General features: G+C 70.8%; 19 protein-coding genes. 13 read left to right on the top strand and 6 right to left on the bottom strand.

What is annotated here, in order from left to right; all coding sequences use genetic code 11:
* The first annotated feature begins 55 nt into the window (after positions 1-55).
* From ABD127_RS11425 to ABD127_RS11410, 4 genes are all read left to right on the top strand, one after another.
* Complete coding sequence (locus tag ABD127_RS11425; protein ID WP_344201432.1) at positions 56-406, top strand: metallopeptidase family protein; 351 nt, start codon at positions 56-58, stop codon at positions 404-406.
* Complete coding sequence (locus ABD127_RS11420; protein ID WP_344201430.1) at positions 399-1058, top strand: pirin family protein; 660 nt, start codon at positions 399-401, stop codon at positions 1056-1058. The genes ABD127_RS11425 and ABD127_RS11420 overlap by 8 nt, the downstream gene beginning before the upstream one ends.
* 308 nt (positions 1059-1366) lie before the next feature.
* A complete protein-coding gene (locus ABD127_RS11415) occupies positions 1367-2737 on the top strand; it encodes an FAD-binding oxidoreductase (protein ID WP_344201427.1) in 1371 nt (456 codons plus the stop codon).
* On the top strand, positions 2734-3996 hold the full coding sequence (locus ABD127_RS11410) for a class I SAM-dependent methyltransferase (RefSeq protein WP_344201424.1): 1263 nt from the start codon (positions 2734-2736) through the stop codon (positions 3994-3996). Before ABD127_RS11415 ends, ABD127_RS11410 begins: the two co-directional genes overlap by 4 nt.
* Positions 3997-4092: 96 nt before the next feature.
* On the opposite strand, the gene ABD127_RS11405 is transcribed toward ABD127_RS11410, so the two are convergent.
* Positions 4093-4878, bottom strand: coding sequence for an exodeoxyribonuclease III (locus ABD127_RS11405; RefSeq protein WP_344201419.1), 786 nt, complete (start codon positions 4876-4878; stop codon positions 4093-4095).
* A gap of 9 nt (positions 4879-4887) precedes the next feature.
* On the bottom strand, positions 4888-5760 hold the full coding sequence (locus ABD127_RS11400; protein WP_344201416.1) for an EamA family transporter: 873 nt from the start codon (positions 5758-5760) through the stop codon (positions 4888-4890).
* Between the two features lie 99 nt (positions 5761-5859).
* Between ABD127_RS11400 and ABD127_RS11395 the strand changes: the two genes are divergently transcribed.
* The 4 genes from ABD127_RS11395 to purL are packed head-to-tail and all read left to right on the top strand — an operon-like array spanning position 5860 to position 10214.
* On the top strand, positions 5860-6435 hold the full coding sequence (locus ABD127_RS11395; protein WP_344201413.1) for a hypothetical protein: 576 nt from the start codon (positions 5860-5862) through the stop codon (positions 6433-6435).
* Between the two features lie 52 nt (positions 6436-6487).
* On the top strand, positions 6488-7285 hold the full coding sequence (locus tag ABD127_RS11390; protein WP_344201410.1) for a hypothetical protein: 798 nt from the start codon (positions 6488-6490) through the stop codon (positions 7283-7285).
* Positions 7286-7333: 48 nt separating this feature from the next.
* On the top strand, positions 7334-7912 hold the full coding sequence (locus ABD127_RS11385) for a hypothetical protein (RefSeq protein WP_344201407.1): 579 nt from the start codon (positions 7334-7336) through the stop codon (positions 7910-7912).
* 22 nt (positions 7913-7934) lie between these two features.
* Complete coding sequence (gene purL / locus ABD127_RS11380) at positions 7935-10214, top strand: phosphoribosylformylglycinamidine synthase subunit PurL (protein WP_344201404.1); 2280 nt, start codon at positions 7935-7937, stop codon at positions 10212-10214.
* Positions 10215-10241: 27 nt separating this feature from the next.
* Here purL and ABD127_RS11375 read toward each other — a convergent pair whose 3' ends face one another.
* The gene (locus ABD127_RS11375) at positions 10242-11621 is read right to left on the bottom strand and encodes an S-layer homology domain-containing protein (RefSeq protein WP_344201401.1); all 1380 of its coding nucleotides are present in this window, start codon (positions 11619-11621) and stop codon (positions 10242-10244) included.
* A gap of 141 nt (positions 11622-11762) precedes the next feature.
* Between ABD127_RS11375 and ABD127_RS11370 the strand changes: the two genes are divergently transcribed.
* The 3 genes from ABD127_RS11370 (at position 11763) to ABD127_RS11360 (ending at position 14516) form a co-directional block, all read left to right on the top strand.
* Positions 11763-12407, top strand: a complete 645-nt coding sequence (locus ABD127_RS11370; protein ID WP_344201398.1) for a DUF2238 domain-containing protein — start codon at positions 11763-11765, stop codon at positions 12405-12407.
* A gap of 22 nt (positions 12408-12429) precedes the next feature.
* Positions 12430-13341: a M23 family metallopeptidase gene (locus ABD127_RS11365; protein WP_344201396.1), complete on the top strand. Its 912-nt coding sequence runs from the start codon at positions 12430-12432 to the stop codon at positions 13339-13341.
* A gap of 77 nt (positions 13342-13418) precedes the next feature.
* Complete coding sequence (locus tag ABD127_RS11360; RefSeq protein ID WP_344201393.1) at positions 13419-14516, top strand: fatty acid desaturase family protein; 1098 nt, start codon at positions 13419-13421, stop codon at positions 14514-14516.
* Positions 14517-14614: 98 nt separating this feature from the next.
* Here ABD127_RS11360 and ABD127_RS11355 read toward each other — a convergent pair whose 3' ends face one another.
* Both ABD127_RS11355 and ABD127_RS11350 read right to left on the bottom strand, forming a co-directional pair.
* Entirely contained in the window at positions 14615-15199 is a 585-nt protein-coding gene (locus ABD127_RS11355) for a hypothetical protein (protein WP_344201390.1), read from the bottom strand.
* 13 nt (positions 15200-15212) lie between these two features.
* On the bottom strand, positions 15213-16163 hold the full coding sequence (locus ABD127_RS11350) for an NADPH:quinone oxidoreductase family protein (protein WP_344201388.1): 951 nt from the start codon (positions 16161-16163) through the stop codon (positions 15213-15215).
* A 71-nt stretch (positions 16164-16234) separates the two neighbouring features.
* On the opposite strand from ABD127_RS11350, the gene ABD127_RS11345 reads away from it, so the two are divergent.
* Positions 16235-18778 carry a DEAD/DEAH box helicase gene (locus tag ABD127_RS11345; RefSeq protein WP_344201385.1) on the top strand — a complete coding sequence of 848 codons (2544 nt, stop codon included), beginning with the start codon at positions 16235-16237 and terminating at the stop codon, positions 18776-18778.
* A gap of 158 nt (positions 18779-18936) precedes the next feature.
* Here the strand turns inward: ABD127_RS11345 and ABD127_RS11340 are convergent, their stop codons facing one another.
* Positions 18937-20424 carry a flavin-containing monooxygenase gene (locus ABD127_RS11340; protein WP_344201382.1) on the bottom strand — a complete coding sequence of 496 codons (1488 nt, stop codon included), beginning with the start codon at positions 20422-20424 and terminating at the stop codon, positions 18937-18939.
* Between the two features lie 67 nt (positions 20425-20491).
* On the opposite strand from ABD127_RS11340, the gene ABD127_RS11335 reads away from it, so the two are divergent.
* The gene (locus ABD127_RS11335; protein WP_344201380.1) at positions 20492-21100 is read left to right on the top strand and encodes a TetR/AcrR family transcriptional regulator; all 609 of its coding nucleotides are present in this window, start codon (positions 20492-20494) and stop codon (positions 21098-21100) included.
* The last annotated feature ends 18 nt before the right edge of the window (positions 21101-21118 follow it).

Below are 21118 nucleotides of genomic sequence, written 5' to 3'. Positions count from 1 at the left end.
CGGCATGGCAACGCGAGCGCGTCCGACGCGCCCGGCCGGCTGGCAGGATGACGGTGTGATCGACGTCGACGAGGACCGCTTCGTGGAGCTCGCCGAGGCCGCCCTGGCCTCGCTGCCGCCCGCGCTGGCCCAGCTGCTCGACAACGTCGTGCTGTTCGTCGAGGACGAGGCACCGGCCGAGGAGCCCGACCTGCTGGGCCTGTACGACGGCGTGGCCCTGACCGAGCGCGACACGACCTACGGCGGCGTGCTGCCTGATCGCATCATGATCTTCCGCAACCCCACGCTGGCGATCTGCGAGACCGAGCAGGACGTGGTCGACGAGGTGCGGATCACCGTGGTCCACGAGATCGCTCACCACTTCGGCATCGACGACGACCGCCTGCACGAGCTCGGCTATGCCTGACCTCTCCGGGCGCGACCTGCGCCGCGCGACCGACCGGTACCTCTCGACCGGCGACGGCACGTCGACCCGCCACTCCTTCAGCTACGGCGCGCACTACGACCCGGACAACGTGGGCTTCGGCGCGCTGGTCGCGATCAACACCGAGACCGTCGCGCCGGGCGGCGGCTACGACGAGCACCGCCACGAGGACGTCGAGATCGTGACGTGGGTGCTCGAGGGCGAGCTCCAGCACCGCGACTCGACGGGCCAGGGCGGCGTGATCCGCCCGGGCACGGCTCAGCGGCTCAGTGCGGGGGAGGGGGCGCAGCACGCCGAGCGCAACGCCTCCGACGTCGAGCCGCTCGTCTTCGTCCAGATGATGCTCCGCTCCGAGCACGACGCGGCGCCCGCGTACGCGGCGGTCGACGTGCCCGAGGGTCCTGGCCGGCACCCGGCCGTCGGCGTCCAGACGCGGGCCTGGCTCGAGGTCGTGCGCCCGTCCGCACCGGTCGAGATCGAGGTCGAGGAGCGGGTGCTGGTGCACGTGGCGCGCGGGAGCGTGACGGTCGACGGGGAGACGCTCGACGCCGGGGACGAGCTGCGCGTCACCGGATCGGCGACGCCGCTGCTGCTCGAGGGCCCGGGCGAGGCCCTCGTCTGGCACCTCGCCTGAGCCTGACCAACCCGTGGTTGAGGCGACCCCGTTCGAGGCTCACTCGTTCCTCGCTCGCACCTCAAGGGGCGGGTCGTCGGCCACCGGTGGTTGAGGTGCGAGGAGCTCTGGCGACGAGCCTCGAAACCGTGGTCACTTTCCGGGTGGAGCTGGCCAGGGTTTCGAGGCTCGCGCCGCAGGCGGCACTCGCACCTCAACCACCGGGGCGGGGCGTAGGGCCGCCTCCCGGTTCTGCTGAGAGCGAAATCTGGTTGCTGTGTGCAACGACACCCTGGTGCTTCCGTGACGGATCGTCATAATCTGGAACCGTGAAGGGTTGGGAGTCGCACGCCGCTGCCGTCGATCGCCTCCGTGAGTCGTACACCGCGATCGCCCCTGGCTCCCCGGTCCGCCTCGCCAAGCGCACCTCGAACCTGTTCCGGCCGCGCTCGTCCGCCGTCGGTCCGGGCCTGGACGTCTCGGGCCTGGACGGCGTCATCTCGATCGACCCCGGCAGCAGCACCCGCGACGCCACCGCCGACGTGCAGGGCATGTGCACCTACGAGGACCTCGTCGCGGCGACCCTGCCGCTCGGGCTGATCCCGTTCGTGGTGCCGCAGCTGCGCACCATCACCCTCGGCGGGGCCGTGACCGGTCTGGGCATCGAGTCGACCTCGTTCCGCAACGGTCTTCCGCACGAGTCGGTCGTGGAGATGGACGTGCTGACCGGTGCGGGCGAGATCCTCACGATCGCGCCCGAGGGCGAGCACGCCGACCTCTTCAACGCGTTCCCCAACTCCTACGGCAGCCTCGGCTACGCGACCCGCCTGCGGATCCGTCTCGAGCGGGTCCCCGAGCGGGTGTCCCTGCGGCACGTGCGCTTCGACTCGGCCGACCACGCGATCAAGGCGATCCACGAGATCTGCCAGACCGGCGAGCACGACGGCCGACGCGTCGACGGCCTCGACGGCACGGCCTTCACGCCCGACGAGATCTACCTGAGCCTCGCGGAGTTCACCGACGCGCCGATCGACGTCAGCGACTACACCGGCCAGGACATCTACTTCCGGTCGATCCAGGCCAAGGAGACCGACGGCCTCACGATGCTCGACTACCTGTGGCGCTGGGACACCGACTGGTTCTGGTGCTCCGGGGCGTTCGGTGCCCAGAACCCCTGGGTGCGCCGGATCTGGCCGCGCCGCTGGCGCCGCAGCGACGTCTACCACCGGCTCGTCGGCCTCGACACCAAGCTGGGCATCGTCAAGACGCTCGACAAGATCAAGAAGGTCCCCGGCCGCGAGCGCGTGATCCAGGACATCGAGGTGCCGCTGGAGGCGCTCCCCGAGTTCCTGACCTGGTTCGACGCCGAGGTCGGCATGCGACCGGTCTGGCTGTGCCCGTTGCGCACCACGACCTCGTGGTCGTCCTACCCGCTCGAGACCGGCGCGATCTACGTCAACGCCGGGTTCTGGGGCACGGTCCAGGTGGCGGCCGATGCCGAGCCGGGCGCGGTCAACCGGGCCATCGAGACCCAGGTCCACGCCCTCGGCGGGCACAAATCGCTCTACTCCGAGGCTTTCTACGACGAGGAAACCTTCGCGCGGCTCTACGGGACCGTGGCGATGGACGATCTGCGGAGTCGGTACGACCCGAACGGGCGGCTGACCTCCCTGTACGACAAGGCGGTGAGGAACTCATGACGATCGCGGGAGCGCTCGAGAAGCTCATGCGGCACGGGATGCCGTTCCGGTTCGAGGCCTACGACGGCAGCACGGCCGGTGACGTCGACTCGACGTACACCGTGCGCCTGCTCAACGAGCGCGGACTGCGTTACCTGATGTCGCACCCCGGCGACCTCGGCTTCGCCCGGGCGTACGTCGCGGGCGACCTCGAGATCGACGGCATCCACCCCGGCGACCCGTACGAGCTGATGCGGCACTTCCGCAGCCGGCTCACCTTCAAGCTCCCGCCGCCGGCCGAGCTGGTCAAGGTCCTGCGCAGCCTCGGGCTCGCGAACCTCATCGCGCCCACCCCGCCGCCGGAGGAGCACCTCTCGCGGACCCGCCGCGCGTTCGAGGGCTGGCGGCACAGTCGTCAGCGCGACGCCGAGGCGATCCACCACCACTACGACGTCTCGAACCGCTTCTACGAGCTCGTGCTCGGTCCGTCGATGGCCTACACGTGCGCCGTCTACCCCGAGCTCGACGCGACCCTCGAGCAGGCGCAGGCCGAGAAGTTCGACCTGATCTGCCGCAAGCTCGACCTCAAGCCCGGCCAGCGGCTGCTCGACCTCGGCTGCGGCTGGGGCGGCATGGTCCGTCACGCCGCCGAGCACTACGGGGTGCAGGCCCTGGGCGTGACGCTCTCGGAGCAGCAGGCGTTCTACGCCCAGCAGGCGATCAAGGAGCAGGGCCTCGACGACCGTGCCGAGGTGCGCTTCCTCGACTACCGCGACGTCACCGAGGGCGACTTCGACGCGATCAGCTCGATCGGCCTGACCGAGCACATCGGCGTGAAGAACTACGGCTCGTACTTCGCCTTCATCGAGGACAAGCTCACGCCCGGCGGCCGCCTGCTCAACCACTGCATCACGCGCGACAACAACACCTCGCCCGCCAGCGCGGGCGCGTTCATCGACCGCTACGTGTTCCCCGACGGCGAGCTGACTGGCGTCGGCCGCATCGTCTCGGCCGCGCACGACGCCGGCCTCGAGGTGCGCCACAGCGAGAACATCCGCGAGCACTACGCGCTCACCCTGCGCGACTGGAACCGCAACCTCGTCGAGAACTGGGACGAGGCGCTCGGCGAGGTCTCGCTCGGCACCGCGAAGGTGTGGGGCCTCTACATGGCCGGCTCGCGTCTGGCCTTCGAGGAGGACGAGATCGAGCTCCACCACGTCCTCGCCGTCAAGCCCCACGAGGACGGCACGAGCTCGTTCCCCCTCCGCCCGACCTGGTGAGCCCCCGCCGCCAGATTTGCGCGCTAGCTCGGCATCGCAGGCCCGATTCACCCGAAGAAGTGCGCAAATCTGGGGGAGGGAGGGGGGCGGACGGCCTCAGTCGAGATCGATGACGACCGGGGCGTGGTCGCTGGCGCCCTTGCCCTTGCGCTCCTCGCGGTCGATCCAGGCGCCGCTGACGCGGGCGGCGAGGGCGGGGGAGCAGAGCTGGAAGTCGATGCGCATGCCCTGGCGCTTGGGGAAGCGGAGCTGCTGGTAGTCCCAGAACGTGTAGACGCCCGGGCCGGGGGTGTGCGGTCGGACGACGTCGGTGAAGCCGGTCTCGATCATCGCGCGGAACGCGGCGCGCTCGGGCTCGGAGACGTGGGTGCTGTTCTCGAACACCGCCATGTCCCAGACGTCGTCGTCCTCCGGCGCGATGTTCCAGTCGCCGGTCAGGGCGATCTGGGCGTCGGGATCGGCGGCGAGCCAGGCCTCGCCCTGCTGACGGAGACGCTCGAGCCAGGCGAGCTTGTACGTGTAGTGCTCGTGGTCGAGCTCGCGCCCGTTCGGCACGTACAGGCTCCACACCTGCACCCCGCCGCACGTGGCGCCGATCGCCCGCGGCTCGAGCACGTCGGCGAACTGCGGCTGGTCGTCGGCGAACTGGCGCTGCACGTCCTCCAGGCCGACGCGCGAGATCAGCGCCACGCCGTTCCACTGGTTCAGGCCGAAGTGCTCGACCTCGTAGCCGAGGGTGCTGAGCTCGAGCCCGGGGAACTGGTCCTCGCGGCACTTGGTCTCCTGGATCGCGAGCACGTCGACGTCGTGCCGCTCGAGGAAGGCGACCACGCGGTCGATCCGGCTGCGGATGGAGTTCACGTTCCAGGTGGCGATGCGCACGACTCGAACCTAACCGAGAGCGACGAGGGCGACCGCGACGGCTGCTGCCGCGAGGCCCAGGGCCTGGCCACGCCCGATCCGCTCCTTCAGCACCAGCCACGCCAGCAGCACCGTCGAGGCGGGGTAGAGCGCCGCGATGACCGAGACGATCGACAGCAGCCCGTGGTGGGTCGCGAGCAGGAACGTGCCCGAGGCGATGAAGCTCAGTGGGCCGAGGAGCACCCCTCGGGCCGCCGCCGGGGTGCGCGGCACCCACGCCTGCCGCAGGGCCGCGGCCATCGCGACGACCGCCAGGATCGCGGTGGTGTTGGCGACCGCCAGCGGGGTGAAGCCGGCTGTGTCCGGAACCTGGCCGATGGCCGCGAAGAGGAGGCCGAAGCCCAGGCCCGCCAGCACGCCGTCGGTGAACCCGCTCGCCGGAGCGTCCTCAGTCGTTCGCCCGGTCCCTGAGGTGCGAGCTTGCGAGCCTCGAAGGGCCTCCGGTGGGCGGGCGACGAGCCAGATCGCGGGGAACGCGCAGACCACGCCGACCACCGCGAGCGCGGAGGGTCGGTCGCCTTGCCCGAGCCCGACGGCCAGCGGGACCAGCGCCGAGCCGACCGCCGACACCGGGGCGACGACCCCCATCCGGCCGTGCGCGAGCCCGCGGTAGAGGAACACGATGCCGAACCCGGAACCCAGGCCGGCGAGCGCGCCGAGCAGCAGGTCGGTGCGGGTCGGATCGCCCGTCAGCACCAGGGCGGCGCACCACGTGACGACCGCGGCGGAGCTCTGCCCCGCGACCGAGATCTGCCACGCGCTGGCCCGGCGCGAGAAGATCCCGCCGAGGAAGTCGCTCACGCCGTACGTCAGCGCCGAGATCAGCGCGAGGGTCACCGCCACGGCGCGACGCTACTCCTGCTTCCGCCGCATCCGTAGGCTGGTGCCGTGGGTGAGCGCGCACGAGGTTGGGGTCGCCGGACCAACGAGGCTGCGGGACGCGTGACGTCCCGGATCGACACGAGCACGGGGCAGGCCGCCGAGCGCGCCGCCCAGCTCCTCGTGGTCGCCGTGCGGGTCCTCCGCATCCCGACCGCGATCCTGGTGGCCGTCCCGCTGCCGTTCATCGCGGTCACCGCGATCGTCGCGGGGGCCTCCGACGGGGTGTTCCGCATCGTCGGACTGGTCGTCGCGGTGGCGATGGCCGCCGTCTCCGCCGCGTTCGCGTGGCGTCGCCGTCAGGTCGTGGCGGCGGTCGACGACCCGGTCGCGCTCGCGACCGAGCTCGGGATCATGGTCGAGATGAGCGACCGGGCCGACGAGACCCGCGGCATCCTGCAGCAGATCGCCGGTGGCGGCGGCTCGCGCGTCTTCTCCCGGCTGCGGGGCGCGTGGCGCGGGGTCACGATGCCGGCCCGCTGGATCGAGGGGGTCGAGGACCTGCGGCGCGCCCGCAACTTCGCGCCGCCGCGCATCGGCTGGTCGATCTCGCTCACGATCGCCGCTCTGTGGCTCGTGCCGATCTCGATGGTCGTGGCGCTGTTCGCCCTGGTGGGCGCCCTCGCCGGCTCGCTCTGACCGGTTGTCACGGCGAGTGACACCGGCGGTCCGTCGCCCTACGCTGACGGCCATGGACCTCCGCCAGCTTGCCGTGCTCCCGGTGCGGGTCACCGTCGCGGCGACCCAGACCACGCTCGCGCTCGGCTACTTCGTCTCCCCGCAGGGCCCGCTCCTGCGCGACGGCGGCTACGCGACGCAGCTCTCGAAGATCCTCTCCGAAGGCGGTCTGCTCGACCGGATCAGCCGGATCATGGAGGACGAGCACGGGCCCGTCGGTCTGGCGTACACGCTGGCCGAGCTGACGGCCGACGACCGTCCGATCGGCAAGGCGCTCGCCCGCGACGGCCTGCTCGACCGGATGGCCTCCGAGGACGGTCCGTTCATCCGCCTCCTGGAGGCCGGCGGTCCGCTCGACCGGGCGCTGGCCGAGGACGGCGCGCTCTACCGCTTCCTCGCACCCGGCGGACCGCTCGACCGGCTGCTCGCGCCCGACGGCCCGCTGGAGCGGATCGTCGAGCAGGACGGTGCGCTCGACCGGCTCCTGGAGGAAGGTGGTCCGCTCGACCGCATCCTCGCCGAGGGCGGACTGCTCGAGCAGCTGCTCGCCGACCAGGGCATCCTCGAGACCCTGCTGAAGCCTGGTGGCACGCTCGACCGGCTCGTCGAGCTGGGGGAGACCTTCGAGGCGCTCGTGCCCCGCGTCGACATGCTCGGCGCGGCGATCCCCACGCTCAACCAGGCCGTCGCGGTCCTGAACAACGCGGTCGAGCCGTTGAGCTCGCTCGCGACCCGCATCCCCGGCGCCCGCCGGCGCCCGACGGTGACGCCCCCGGCGCTCGAGGCGCCCGATCCGACACCCCGAGCCTGATCCGCGCGAACCGTTCCGGAGGCCGCGAGGCTGGGCTACTGTCGCGACATGACGGAGGTCACACCCACGCCGTTCTGCTCGTACGCCGAGTTCGGTGAGGCGTTCTTCCGCGCCGCGGTGACCCAGGAGCGCATCCTGGCCGCGATCGGCCAGATCGCCGGACGCCCGATGGAGCTCGGGCCGATCGGCGTCGGTCCCGGCCGCGTCGCCCAGGTGACCGCGCACGGCGACGTCGGCGACCCCGTCGTGCGCTCCGTCGCGAACGACGAGGTCGTCTACACCGTGATGCTGCCGGTGCACCTGGACTTCGAGCTCGACCTCCAGGTCGACAAGCACCACTTCCACGGCGAGCTCGTCGTGCCGATCACGGTGCACGCGCGGGCGACCGACGACCTGCGGATCGTCATCGAGGTGATCCCGCCCGCAGCCCGCGACATCCGCATGGACCTCAAGGCGGACGGGCTGCGCGCGAGCGTCGTCCGCAAGGCTGCGGGGGTCGACGCGGAGGTCAAGAAGTTCGTCGCGAAGTACGTCGCGCGCGAGATCGGCAGCCCCGACGTGGCCGACGTCCTGGAGATCGACGTCATGGCCGGGATCGACGCGACATGGGAGCGGATGGGTCGCTGAGCGGCACCGATACGATGGGCGCGTGACCGACGCTCCCGCGAAGCCTGTCCTGGACACCGTCTCGAACGCCGAGGCCACCCCCGAGCGCGAGCTCCCGTGGGCCGAGCTCGGGCTGAAGCCCGACGAGTTCGCGAAGATCGTCGAGATCCTCGGCCGGCGCCCCACCGGCGCCGAGCTCGCGATGTACTCGGTGATGTGGAGCGAGCACTGCTCCTACAAGTCCTCCAAGGTCCACCTGAAGAAGTTCGGCGAGCTGCCGCAGGAGACCCCGCTCGGCAAGACCCTCGCTGGCATCGGCGAAAACGCCGGCGTCATCGACATCGGCCAGGGCTACGCCGTCACGTTCAAGGTCGAGTCGCACAACCACCCCAGCTACGTCGAGCCCTACCAGGGCGCGGCCACGGGCGTCGGCGGCATCGTCCGCGACATCCTCGCGATGGGCGCCCGCCCGGTCGCCGTGATGGACCCGCTGCGCTTCGGTCCGCTCAACGCCCCCGACACCGCGCGCGTGCTGCCCGGCATCGTGGCCGGTGTCGGCGGCTACGGCAACTGCCTCGGCCTGCCCAACATCGGCGGTGAGGTCATGTTCGACGAGACCTACCTCGGCAACCCGCTCGTCAACGCCCTGTGCGTCGGCGTGCTGCGGCACGAGGACCTCCACCTCGCCCACGCCTCCGGCGTCGGCAACCACGTGGTGCTCTACGGCGCCCGCACGGGTGGCGACGGCATCGGTGGCGTCTCGGTGCTGGCCTCGGAGACCTTCGACGCGGACGGTCCGGCCAAGCGCCCCAGCGTGCAGGTCGGCGACCCCTTCATGGAGAAGCTGCTGATCGAGTGCACGCTCGAGCTCTTCCAGGCCGGCGTCGTCGCCGGCATCCAGGACCTCGGCGGCGCCGGGCTCTCGTGCGCGACGAGCGAGCTGGCCTCGGCCGGTGACGGCGGCATGCACGTCGAGCTCGACACCGTGCCGCTGCGCGACTCCTCGCTGTCGCCGGAGGAGATCCTGATGAGCGAGAGCCAGGAGCGCATGATGGCGGTCGTCGAGCCGCAGCACCTGGACGGCTTCATGGCCATCGCCGAGAAGTGGGACGTCGAGGCCGTGGTGGTCGGCCAGGTCACCGACACCGGCCGCCTGGTGATCGACTGGCACGGCGACACCGTCGTCGACGTGCCCCCGCGCTCGGTCGCCCACGACGGCCCGACGTACGAGCGTCCCTACGCCCGCCCGATCTGGCAGGACATGCTGCAGTCCAAGGGTGCCGAGCAGCTGCCGCGCCCGACCACGGGCGAGCAAATCCTCGAGCAGCTGCTGCGCATCGTCGCCTCGCCCAACATCGCCGACAAGTCGTGGGTCACCGACCAGTACGACCGCTACGTGCAGGGCAACACCGTGACGTCGCAGCCCGACGACGCGGGCGTCGTCCGCATCGACGACGAGACCAACCTCGGCGTCGCGGTCTCGACCGACTGCAACGGCCGCTTCGCCAAGCTCGATCCGTACGCGGGCGCGCAGCTCGCGCTGGCCGAGTCGTTCCGCAACATCTCGGTCGCCGGCGCGCTGCCGCTGGCCGTGACCGACTGCCTGAACTTCGGCTCGCCGGAGGATCCCGAGGTCATGTGGCAGTTCGAGCAGGCCACGCACGGTCTGAAGGACGCCTGCGCCGAGCTCGGCATCCCCGTCACGGGCGGCAACGTCTCGTTCTACAACCAGACCGGCGAGACCGCGATCCTGCCCACGCCCGTCGTGGGCGTGCTCGGCGTGATCGACGACGTCACCAAGCGCGTGCGCCACGGCTTCGCGGCCGAGGGTGAGCACGTGCTGCTGCTCGGCTCGACCGAGGAGGAGCTCTCCGGCGGCACGTGGGCCGACGTCGTCCACGGCCACCTCGGTGGCCTGCCGCCGCGCGTCGACCTGCCGGCCGAGCAGGCGCTCGGCGCGCTCGTGCGCGACGCGATCGCGGCCGGCGTGCTGACCTCGACCCACGACCTGTCCGACGGTGGCCTCGCCGTCGCGCTCGCCGAGTCGACGTTCCGGCACGACGTCGGCGTCACGGTCGCGCTCGACGATCCCTTCCTCGACCTGTTCAGCGAGTCCACGGCCCGCGCGATCGTGACGGTCGCGGAGGCCGACCACGACGCCTTCGTGGCTCTGGCCGAGAAGCACGGCGTCGAGCTGGCCTCCATCGGGCGCACGGGCGGCACCGACCTCGTCGTCGAGGGTCAGTTCAGCGTGTCGGTCGCCGATCTCAAGCACGGCTGGAAGGCCACCCTGCCCGCCGTGCTGGGCCACATCATCGACTGAGCGCCTCCGCCCGATCCGTCTCCGGCGTCAGCCGGCGAGGCAGGGGTACGGGAGGTCGTCCAGCTCGGCCTGGGACACCGGCCGGTCGGGGTAGAACCGACCGGTCGAGTCGAAGCGCATGGTTCCGGTCGCGGCGACCCAGTCGATGAAGTGGTACTGCGGGTGCGAGGTGCTGACGTCGAGGAACGGCGAGACCACCTGGGGGCTGTGGGCCGGGCTGCCCTTGTAGGAGTACAGCTGCTGCGCGAGGTCGGCGTTCGTCACCGGATGGTCGGGTCGGAACGTCGTGCCGGACGCCGACATGAGCCCGGCCTGGCGTGACCACAGAGCGGCGTCGTAGCCGAGGTCGTCGGCGTCGAGGTCGGTGAACGGCGAGGTCGTCGGCCGTGTCACGGGGGGCTGGTCCGCGCACACGTAGAGGTACGTCGCGAGATCCGACCGGGTGACGCTGTCGGCCGGCGTGCCGACCGAGATCGTCAGGCGGTGCTCGGCCGTGCGGCCTGCCTGGTCGGTGAAGATCACGTCGACGACCCAGGTGCCGACGGTGGTCGGCTGACCCGTGATCCGGGCCCCGTCCAGGGTGAGTCCTGGTGGCAGGGGAAGGAGTGCGCTGGTCGACCACGTCCCCGTGCGGTCGTCGGCCAGGACCAGCGCCAGCTCGACCTGGCTACCGACGTCGAGCTGCGCGGACGCCGGCATGCTGATCTGGGGCGGGGACGGCGGCAGCGTGTGGTCGAGCCGAAACATGAAAGCCGCCATCTGCTCGCGCAGGACCGGGTCCCCCGGACGGAAGTGTCGGGCGAACGGCGAGCTCGTGGTGTACCCGGTGCTGATCTCCCAGTTGCCCATCCACCTGATCTGCTGCTCGAAGGCGTGGAAGACCGCGTCCTGGAAGAAGTACCTCGACTCGTTCGGTCGGTACTGCGGGTGGGGCGTGCCGCCCTCGAACCGGAACAGGAACGCTGCCATCTGCTCGCGGAGCACGGGCTGGCCGGGACGGAACTCCTTGCGGCCACCGCCGAGGTCGTAGCCGGTGGAGATGCCCCGGGCGGAGAGCCAGGAGATCTGGCGGTAGAAGACGTGCGAGGTGCTGACGTCGGTGAACGGGGAGGTCGCGGGCGCCGTGTAGGTCGGCGAGCCGGCCAGGCGATAGAGGAAGGCAGCCATCTGCTCGCGCAGCACGGGGGCCGCAGGCTGGAACGTGCGGTTCGGGGCGGTGCCGTATCCGGTCGAGATGCCGCGCTCGGCCAACCACGAGATGTGCGTGAAGAACGTGTGGCTCGTCGCGACGTCGGTGAAGGGCGGGGTCGGCGGGATCTCGTCAGCCTGGGCCTGCGCCACGCCTCCCGAGGTCGCCAGCACGGCCAGCGCGGTGGCCCCGATCCAGATCCGCAGCTTGCTCAGCACCAGCACAGTCCTTCCACAGACATCGACGGAGCGAGCCTAGGCGCAGACGTGCGCCCAGATGAGCGCTTTCGGCACATCCACATCGTTGAACTGAGCGCACAGCATGAGAGGGCGCGGGGGTGGGGCGACTAGGGTCGACGGATGGACAGCGACCTCGTGCCCCGGAGTCGCTTCGATTCCACCGTTCGTCAGCTCGACATCGCCGCGAAGGCGATCCTGCTCGTGCTGCTGCTCGGCGCCCTCATCGCGCCCGACTTGGGCAACATGCAGGACAAGGGCGCCTGGTGGCGGGCGGTCGGGTATCCGGCCCTCGCCTTCACCCTCCCGTTGCTCTGGGCGCTGTACTGGCGCGAGCGGATGAGCTTCCCGTGGCTCGCCGACCTGTGCATCACGATCCCGTGCTTCTCCGACATCCTCGGCAACCGGCTCGACCTGTACGACCAGATCTGGTGGTTCGACGACTGGATGCACTTCATGAACACCGGCCTCCTGGTCGTGGCCGTCCTGCTGCTGACCATGGACCGCAGGGCGACGCGAGCCGCGGTGCTGGAGCGGTCGCTCGCGTTCGGCGTCACGGCCGCCCTGGCCTGGGAGATCGCCGAGTACTTCGCGTTCCTGCACCGCTGGGACGCCCTGCCGAACCGGCTCTACGAGGACACCCTGGGCGACCTCTTCCTCGGCACGATGGGGTCGATCGTCGCCGGCCTCCTGGTGCATCGCGCCTGGAAGCAGGGAAGACTCGAGCACATCGCGCCGGCCGTCCGGATCGCGCGCACCGACGACTGAGCCACGACAGCGAGGGAGACGCATGATGCGGGGGATCGCGGCGCTGAGGCCGCTCTGGGACGCGCTGATGCTCCTGCTGTTCGCTCTGCTGGTGGTCGACGTGCTGGGCGCCGTGCTCCCCGGCGTCGGCGGCCTGGGGCTCCCCGGTGGATTCGCCGCCGTCCTGTACTTCGCCGTGCCGTTCGCCGTGCTCACGCTCGTGGTCGGGGCTGCGCCGACGACTCCGGAACGAGAGCCGGTGGTCCTGGCGCCGCCGGTCCGAGGGCGGTGGGTCTCGATGAACGGCCCTGGCCAGCAGTTGCCGAGCCACGGCACCCGGACCCGCGGCCAGTACGCAGCGATCGACCTCTGCAGCCCGTCCGGCCCGGCGACGCCGCCGATCGTGCGGTTCGCGCTCCGCTCGAGCCGCCCGGAGGAGTACCCGTGCTTCGGGGAGTCGATCCACGCGATGGCCGCCGGCACCGTGGTGCGGGTGCGCGACGCCCAGCGCGACCACCGCGCCCGCAACACGTGGCAGGGACTCGCCCTGATGATGACGTTCGAGGCGCTCGTGCGGGAGGCCGCCGGCACCGGCCGCGTGCTCGGCAACCACGTCGTGGTCGACCACGGCGACGGCACGTTCGCCGCCTACGCGCACCTCCAGCGCGGTTCGGCGGCCGTGGCCGTGGGCGACCGGGTCGAGACCGGCGAGGTCCTGGCGGCCGTGGGCAACACCGGCAACACCTCGATGCCCCACCTGCACGTGCAGCTCATGGACAGAGCCTCGGTCGACGCCGCGGCCGGGATCGTGATGCGCTGGTCCGACCTCGGCCTGACCGGAGAGCTCGATCCGGCGCTCGAGGCCTTCGCCAAGGACCCGGCCCGGTCGGCCGTCAAGGGCATGCCGCGCAACGGCGAGGTCTTCACGTCAGCGGATCCTTCGTCGAACGCGTAGCCTGAGGGGGTACGCAGGCCGCGCGGAGGACGACCGGGCTCGGTGTCGCACACACCCGAGTCCCGAGGCGGACCCCGATGAACCCCACGACCGACACGATCGACGACCCCGGCCCCGCGAGCGACAGCCGCCCCGGTGGGTACGTCAGCCACTTCACCGACCTCATGCAGGAGGTCAAGGCCGCCGGTCTGCTCGAGCGGCGGCGCGGGTACTACATCCTCCAGATCGGCGTGCACGTCGCCGCGTTCGTCGGGATCTGGGTCGGCTTCTTCCTGCTCGGCAACTCCTGGTTCCAGCTGATCCTCGCGGCGGTCCTCGGCGTCGTCGTGACGCAGTTCGGATTCCTGGGCCACGACGCCGCGCACCGTCAGATCTTCGCCTCGCCGGCGCGCAACGCCTGGACCGCACGGATCCTGGCCGGCGCGTTCGCGGGCCTGAGCTTCGCCTGGTGGCGCGCGAAGCACAACATGCACCACCGTGGCCCGAACCTCGAGGGCTACGACCCCGACATCGGGCCGGGCGCCATCGCGTTCACGCCGGGGATCGTCGCCCAGCGCACGACCGGGTTCGCCGGCTGGTTCGTGAAGCGCCAGGGATGGCTGTTCTTCCCGCTGCTCACGCTCGAGGGCCTCAATCTCCACGCCGAGAGCATCCGCGCCGCGCGCGACAAGACCTCGAAGCAGCCGTGGCGTCGCACCGAGCTGGCCCTGGTGGTCGGGCGGCTCTCGATCTACGTCGTGGTGCTGCTGGCCTTCCTGCCGCTCGGCAAGGCGCTGGCCTTCTTCGCGCTGCAGATGGCGGTCTTCGGGTTCTGCCTCGGCGCCTCGTTCGCGCCGGCGCACAAGGGGATGCCGATCATCCCGCCGGGCATGAAGCTCGACTTCCTGCGCCGCCAGGTCATGGTGTCGCGCAACGTCAAGGGCAACCCGGTCGTCGACTGGGCGATGGGTGGCCTGAACTACCAGATCGAGCACCACCTGTTCCCGAACATGCCGCGCTGCAACCTCAAGAAGGCCCAGCCGCTGGTGCGGGCTCACTGCGAGCGGGAGGGGATCGACTACATGGAGGTGGGCCTCTTCCACTCCTACGCGATCGTGGTCGACTACCTCAACAACGTCGGTCTGCGCGCCCGCGACCCCTTCGACTGCCCCCTCTCCGCTCAGCTCCGCGGCTAGGGCGCTCCCCGCTCCGCCCTCCAGATGTGCGCACCTACTCGGCGGCTGGGGCCCGTTTCTGCCGAACAAGTGCGCACATCTGGTGGAGGGCGGATGGGTCAGCGCGCGGTGAGGTTGTCCAGGTCCGTCACGTCGACGTAGCGCTGGGAGATGCCGGGGCGGGTCCAGGCGAAGCCCTCGGGGGGCTCGTCGCCGACGGCGACCAGGCCCACCCGATCGGTCTCGCCAGCGGGGAAGGCCGCGGCGTACTCGGCACCGCTGAACGTGGCCCACGGGCCGAGCGGCTCGGTCGGCGCGGTGTACCCGCGGCCGTTGCGCCAGCCGTAGGCCGGGCCGTCGTAGTAGGTCAGCACCCGGCGCTCGCCCTCGGGATCGACGCGCCACAGGCAGCTGCCGTTCGGCACACGGGTGCGCTCGAGGCGGAAGCGGCCCTCGTCGTGGATCGTCATGAGCGGGTGTGGCGCGACCGTGACGAGGTCGACGAACCCCCGCGGTTCCGGGTCGTCGAGTCCGGCGACCTCGCGCAGCTGGTCGGGGCGCAGGCCCTCGACGCTCGACGCGGCGAGCAGCGTGCCCGCCAGGGTGTCGTACCCGTCCTGCAGGATCGCCGTGGTCGTGGCGGACGTCAGCACCGCGACCCAGGCGCCGGAGCGCGGGTCGTGGACCTCGGTGGGGTTGGGCACGGTGCGAGGCGGCTCAGGGAACGAGCAGGACCTTGCCGGTGGCCCGGCGCTGGTCGATCTCCAGCAGCGCGTCGACCACGCCCTCGAGCGGCCGGGTCGAGGAGATGACCGGGTCGAGCGCACCCGAGACGAGGTGCGGCAGCAGCGCGTCCCACTCCATCCGCACGTGGCCCTGGCGGGAGAGGGCGTACGCACCCCAGCCGACGCCCACGACGGTCGTGTTGTTCAGCAGCAGGCGGTTGACCTTGACCTCGGGGATCGATCCGCCGGTGAAGCCGATCACGAGCAGGCGGCCGTCCTCGGCCAGGCTGCGCAGGGAGTCGGTGAAGCGGTCGCCACCGACCGGGTCGACCACGAGGTCGAACTTCTCGGTGAGCGCCTCGCGGAAGCCGTCGGCCAGGACGTAGGAGTCGGCGCCCGCGGTGATCGCCACATCGCCCTTCTCCGGGGTCGACACCACGGCGACGACCGAGCCGGAGCCGAACGCCTTGGCGACCTGGATCGCTGCCGTGCCGACACCGCCCGCGGCGCCGTGCACCAGGACGGTCTCGCCGGGCTGCAGGTGCCCGCGCTCGATCAGCGCGAAGTAGGCGGTGCCGTAGTTGAAGATGACCGAGGCGCCCTTCTCGAACGAGACGGCCTCGGGCAGCGGGAAGACGAACTGCTCGTCCACCGCGACGTGCTCGGCGAAGCCGCCGAGGAAGCTCAGGGCCGCGACGCGGTCGCCGGGGGCGAACTCGGAGTCCTCGGGCGCCTCGACGACGATCCCGGCGACCTCCGAGCCCGGCACGAACGGGAGCTCGGGCCGCAGCTGGTACTGGCCGCGCGACTGGAGCACGTCGGGGAAGGCCACGCCGGCGGCCTTCACCTCGATGAGCACCTTGCCGGCGGAGTCGGGGGCCTCGACCTCCGCGACGCCAACTGCCTCGGGACCGTCCAGGGTTGTGATCTGCACCGCACGCATGACTCGACCCTAGCGAGCGCCGACGACGGCCCGACGGGGGTCCCGTAGGTCGAGCCGGGGAGAATGCAGGCATGCGCCTCGTCGACCTGCTGCCCGAAGCCGGTCCCGACCACGAGGACGCCGTCTACGAGGCGATCGCCACGTGGGTCGAGTCCCGCGGTCTGACGCTGTACCCCGCGCAGGACGAGGCGATCCTCGAGTGCGTCGCCGGCTCCAACGTCGTGCTGGCAACGCCGACCGGTTCCGGCAAGAGCCTCGTCGCCACGGGCGCGATGGCGGCGGCCCTCGCGCGCGGCGAGTGCAGCGTCTACACCGCGCCGATCAAGGCCCTCGTCAGCGAGAAGTTCTTCGACCTGTGCGAGATCTTCGGTGCCGAGAACGTCGGCATGGTCACGGGCGACGCCGCGGTCAACGCCGATGCCCCGATCATCGCGGCGACGGCGGAGATCCTCGCGAACATGGCGCTGCGCGAGGGCGCGGGCGCGGACATCGGCCTGGTCGTGATGGACGAGTTCCACTTCTACGCCGACCCCGACCGCGGCTGGGCCTGGCAGGTGCCGCTGATCGAGCTGCCGCGGGCGCAGTTCCTGCTGATGTCGGCCACGCTCGGCGACACGACCCGCCTCGAGGGCGACCTGACGCGCCGCACGGGGCGCGACACCGCCGTCGTCACCTCGACCGAGCGGCCCGTCCCGCTGGTCAGCGAGTACGTCACGACGCCCGTGCAGGAGACGCTCGAGCAGCTCGTCGAGACCGGGCAGACGCCGGTCTACGTCGTCCACTTCACGCAGGTCTCCGCGCTCGAGCGGGCGCAGGCGCTCACGAGCATCAAGGTCGCGACCCGCGAGGAGCGCGACCAGATCGCCGAGGCCCTGGGCGACTTCCGGTTCTCGTCGGCGTTCGGCAAGACCCTCTCGCGGCTCGTGCGGATGGGTGTCGGCGTGCACCACGCCGGGATGCTGCCGCGCTACCGGCGACTCGTCGAGACCCTGACGCAGCAGGGCCTGCTGAAGGTCGTGTGCGGCACCGACACGCTCGGCGTCGGCATCAACGTGCCGATCCGCACGGTGCTGTTCAGCGGCCTCAGCAAGTACGACGGCACGCGCCAGCGCCAGCTCCAGGTCCGGGAGTTCCAGCAGATCGCCGGGCGCGCCGGGCGTGCGGGCTACGACACGATCGGGCACGTCGTGGTCGAGGCGCCCGAGCACGAGATCGAGAACGCCCGGCTCGTGCGCAAGGCCGGCGACGACCCGAAGAAGCTCAAGCGGGTCCAGCGCAAGAAGGCGCCCGAGGGCTTCGTGTCGTGGGGGCAGGGCACGTTCGACAAGCTCGTCGGCGGAACGCCCGAGCCGCTCGTGTCGCGGATGCGGGTCAGTCACGCGATGGTGCTCGACGTCGTCAGCCGGCCCGGCGATGCCCGGGCGTCGCTCGAGCGGCTCCTGCGCGAGAGCGGCGAGACCGAGGAGTCGCAGGACCGGATGCTCGCCCAGGTCGACGCGATCATCGAGGCGCTGCTCGCCGGCGGCGTGGTCGAGGCCGTCGACCCGCCCGACGCGGAGGGCCGCACCCTGCGGCTCACGATCGACCTGCAGGCCAACTTCGCGCTCAACCAGCCGCTGTCGCCGTTCGCGGTCGCGGCGCTGGAGCTGCTCGACCGCGAGTCGCCGACGTACGCGCACGACGTCGTCTCGGTCATCGAGGCCACGCTCGACGACCCGCGCCCGATCATCAACGCCCAGCGACACCGTGCCCGCGGCGAGGCGATCAACGAGATGAAGATGGACGGGATCGAGTACGACGAGCGGATGGAGCTGCTCGACGAGATCACGCACCCCAAGCCGCTCGAGGAGCTGCTGACGGCCGGCTACGAGGCGTATCGGATCGGGCACCCGTGGGTCGCCGATCACGAGCTCAAGCCGAAGTCGGTCGTGCGCGAGATGTGGGAGCGCGCGATGACATTCTCCGAGCTGATCGGTGACTACCAGCTCGCGCGATCCGAGGGGCTGGTGCTGCGGTACCTCTCCGACGTCTACAAGACGCTCGGGCGCACGGTGCCCGAGAAGGCGCGCGACACCGAGCTCGAGGACCTGACCGAGTGGCTCGGCGAGCTCGTGCGCCAGACCGACTCCAGCCTGCTCGACGAGTGGGAGGAGCTGATCAACCCCGGCACCGACCCCGCGGACGTGCGGCCCAAGGCCGACGGCAACGCCCCGCCCCGGCCCGTCACGGGCAACGCGCGGGCGTTCCGGGTGCTGGTGCGCAACGCGCTGTTCCGCCGGGTCGAGCTGGCGGCCTTCGGCCGGTGGACGGCGCTCGGCGAGCTCGACGGCGACGACGGCTGGGACGCCGAGGCGTGGCGGGAGGCGATCTTGGCCTACCGCGAGGAGTACGACGAGCTGGGCACCGGACCGGAGGCCCGTGGACCGCAGTTCTTCCAGGTCGACGAGACCCCGCCGGCGTCGTTCGACCCGGGCTCACGGGCGTGGACGGTGCGCCAGACGTTCGCCGACCCCGACGGCGACCGCGACTGGGGCATCACGGCCGAGGTCGACCTCGACGCCTCCGACGAGGCGGGCGAGGCCGTGCTCCGCGTCGTCTCCGTCGCCCCCCACTGACGAACGACCGCTCGCGAGTGGATTCCCGCCCCGCGGCGAGTGGATTCCCGCCCCGCCGCGAGTGGATTCCCGCCCCGCCAGGAGTGAGTTTCCGCCCCTCGCGAGGGCGGAAACTCACTCGCGGAGGGGCGGAAACTCACTCGCGAGCGGTACGTCGGCTACGCGGCGCGGGTGGTCTCGCGGGCGGCGGTGTGCCAGATGAAGTCGTCGCGCTCGACGGTGCGCAGGTGCCACCAGTAGCGGAACGTGAAGCCGGGCCAGATCGTGCGGTTCTTGCCCTTGCTGTCGAGGTACCAGCTCGTGCAGCCGCCCTGGCTCCACACGCCCTTGGAGACCTTCTCCTGGATCGCGTCGTTGAACTCGCTCTGCGCCTGTGACGTCGGCTGGACCGCGCCGGCCCCGCGCTCGTCCATCGCCTCGAGCAGCTTGATGATCCACTTCGTCTGCTGCTCGATCATGAACACGACCGAGTTGTGGCCGAGCGCCGTGTTCGGACCCAGCAGCAGGAAGAAGTTCGGGAAGTGCGAGACCGCGATGCCGTTGTAGGTCTCGATGCCGTGCTCGTCGAAGGTCTTCGACAGGTCGCGGCCGCCCTCGCCGGTCACGTGGACCCACTGGAACGCGTCGGTCACGTGGAAGCCCGTGCCGTAGATGATGACGTCGACCTCGCGGAACTCGCCGTCCTTCGTGCGGATGCCGGTCGGCGTGATCTCCTCGACGCCGGTGTCGATCAGTGCGACGTTCTCCTGGTTGTAGACCGGGATGTAGTTGTCGGTCTTGAGCACGCGCTTGCAGCCGAGGCGGTAGTCGGGGATCAGCTTCTCGGCGGTCTCCGGGTCGTTGACCGTCTTGCGGATGTAGCCCGAGACCTTCTTCTCGACGACCGAGGTGATGTTCTGCAGCGGGCCGGTGAAGCCCAGCTGGGTCGCCTCGTTCATCCAGTAGTGCAGGTTGCGGTAGGCGCGCGTGCCGCCGGGGACCTTGGAGATGAAGGCCTTCTTCTTGCCCACGATGTCGTGGTTGGACTTCGGCACGACCCACGGGGCGGTGCGCTGGTGCACGTCGAGCTGGCCGACGATCGGGGCGATCTGCGGGATGAACTGGATCGCGCTGGCGCCGGTGCCGATGACCGCGACGCGCTTGCCGGTCAGGTCGACGTCGTGGTCCCACTGGGCGGAGTGGAAGCGTGCGCCCGTGAAGGACTCGGCGCCCTTGATCTGGGGGATGTTCGGGATGTGTAGGCCGCCGATGCCCGAGACGAGCACGCGCGTGTCGTACGTCTCGCCGTTGGTCGTGACGGTCCAGCGCTGCCGGTCCTCGTCCCACGTGGCGCCCGTCATCTCGGTGCCGAAGTGGATGACGTCGTGGAGGTGGTGCTTCTTGGCGACGCCGCGCATGTACTCCCAGATCTCGGCCTGGCCGGAGTACTCGCGCGACCACTGCGGGTTGAGCTCGTAGGAGAAGGAGTACATGTGGCTCTGGACGTCGCACTCCGCGCCGGGGTACGTGTTGTCGCGCCACGTGCCGCCGACGTCGTCGGCCTTCTCGAGCACGAGGAAGTCGGTGCGGCCGGCTTCGCGGAGCTTCATGGCCATGCCCATGCCGGAGAAGCCGCTGCCGATGATGAGGGTGTCGGTGCTGATCACGTTTCGGATACTATCGGTATCTGAACGGTCCGCCAAGATGGAGGCGCACCGATGTGAGGAGGACGACGTGACGGTCGACGGGACCCGGATCACCCGAGCGGAGCGGCAGGCCCAGACGCGCGAGCGTCTCGTGGAGGTCGCGCGCGACCTGTTCCTGACCGAGGGCTACGCCGCCACGCCGCTGGACAAGGTCGCCGTCACCGCCGGTTTCTCCAAGGGCGCGGTCTACTCGAACTTCGCCGGCAAGGAGGAGCTGTGCCTCGCGGTGCTCGACAGCCTCCACGCCGAGCAGATCGAGGGCATCGTCGAGGCGTTCAGCGCTCGCACCGACCTCGACAGCCGCATCGACGCCTTCGTCGAGTGGGCCCGCAAGAGCGTCGGCAGCCCGCGGTACACCGCGCTCGAGGTCGAGTTCGCCGCCGCTGCGCGTCACAGCCCCTTCGTCGCGAGCGAGCTGGTCAAGCGGCACCGCGACATGCGCACGATGGCCGCCGGCCTGATCGCCCAGATCGCCGAGGAGGAGGGCATCGAGCTCGCGCTGACCCCGGAGCAGGCCGCGACGTCGCTGCTGAGCCTCGGCATCGGGATGGGCGCGATGCGCTCGCTCGACGCCTCGATCGACGTCGGCGTCTTCGCCCCCGCGATCCGCTCCCTCATGCGCCCGAAGGGCCGCTGACCGACGAGGGCCCCGCAG

This window comes from Aeromicrobium alkaliterrae, assembly GCF_039529015.1.
In the GTDB taxonomy this organism is placed as follows: domain Bacteria; phylum Actinomycetota; class Actinomycetes; order Propionibacteriales; family Nocardioidaceae; genus Aeromicrobium; species Aeromicrobium alkaliterrae.
The sequence above is the reverse complement of the archived record's forward strand: the minus strand, read 5'-3'. Positions and strand labels throughout refer to the sequence as shown.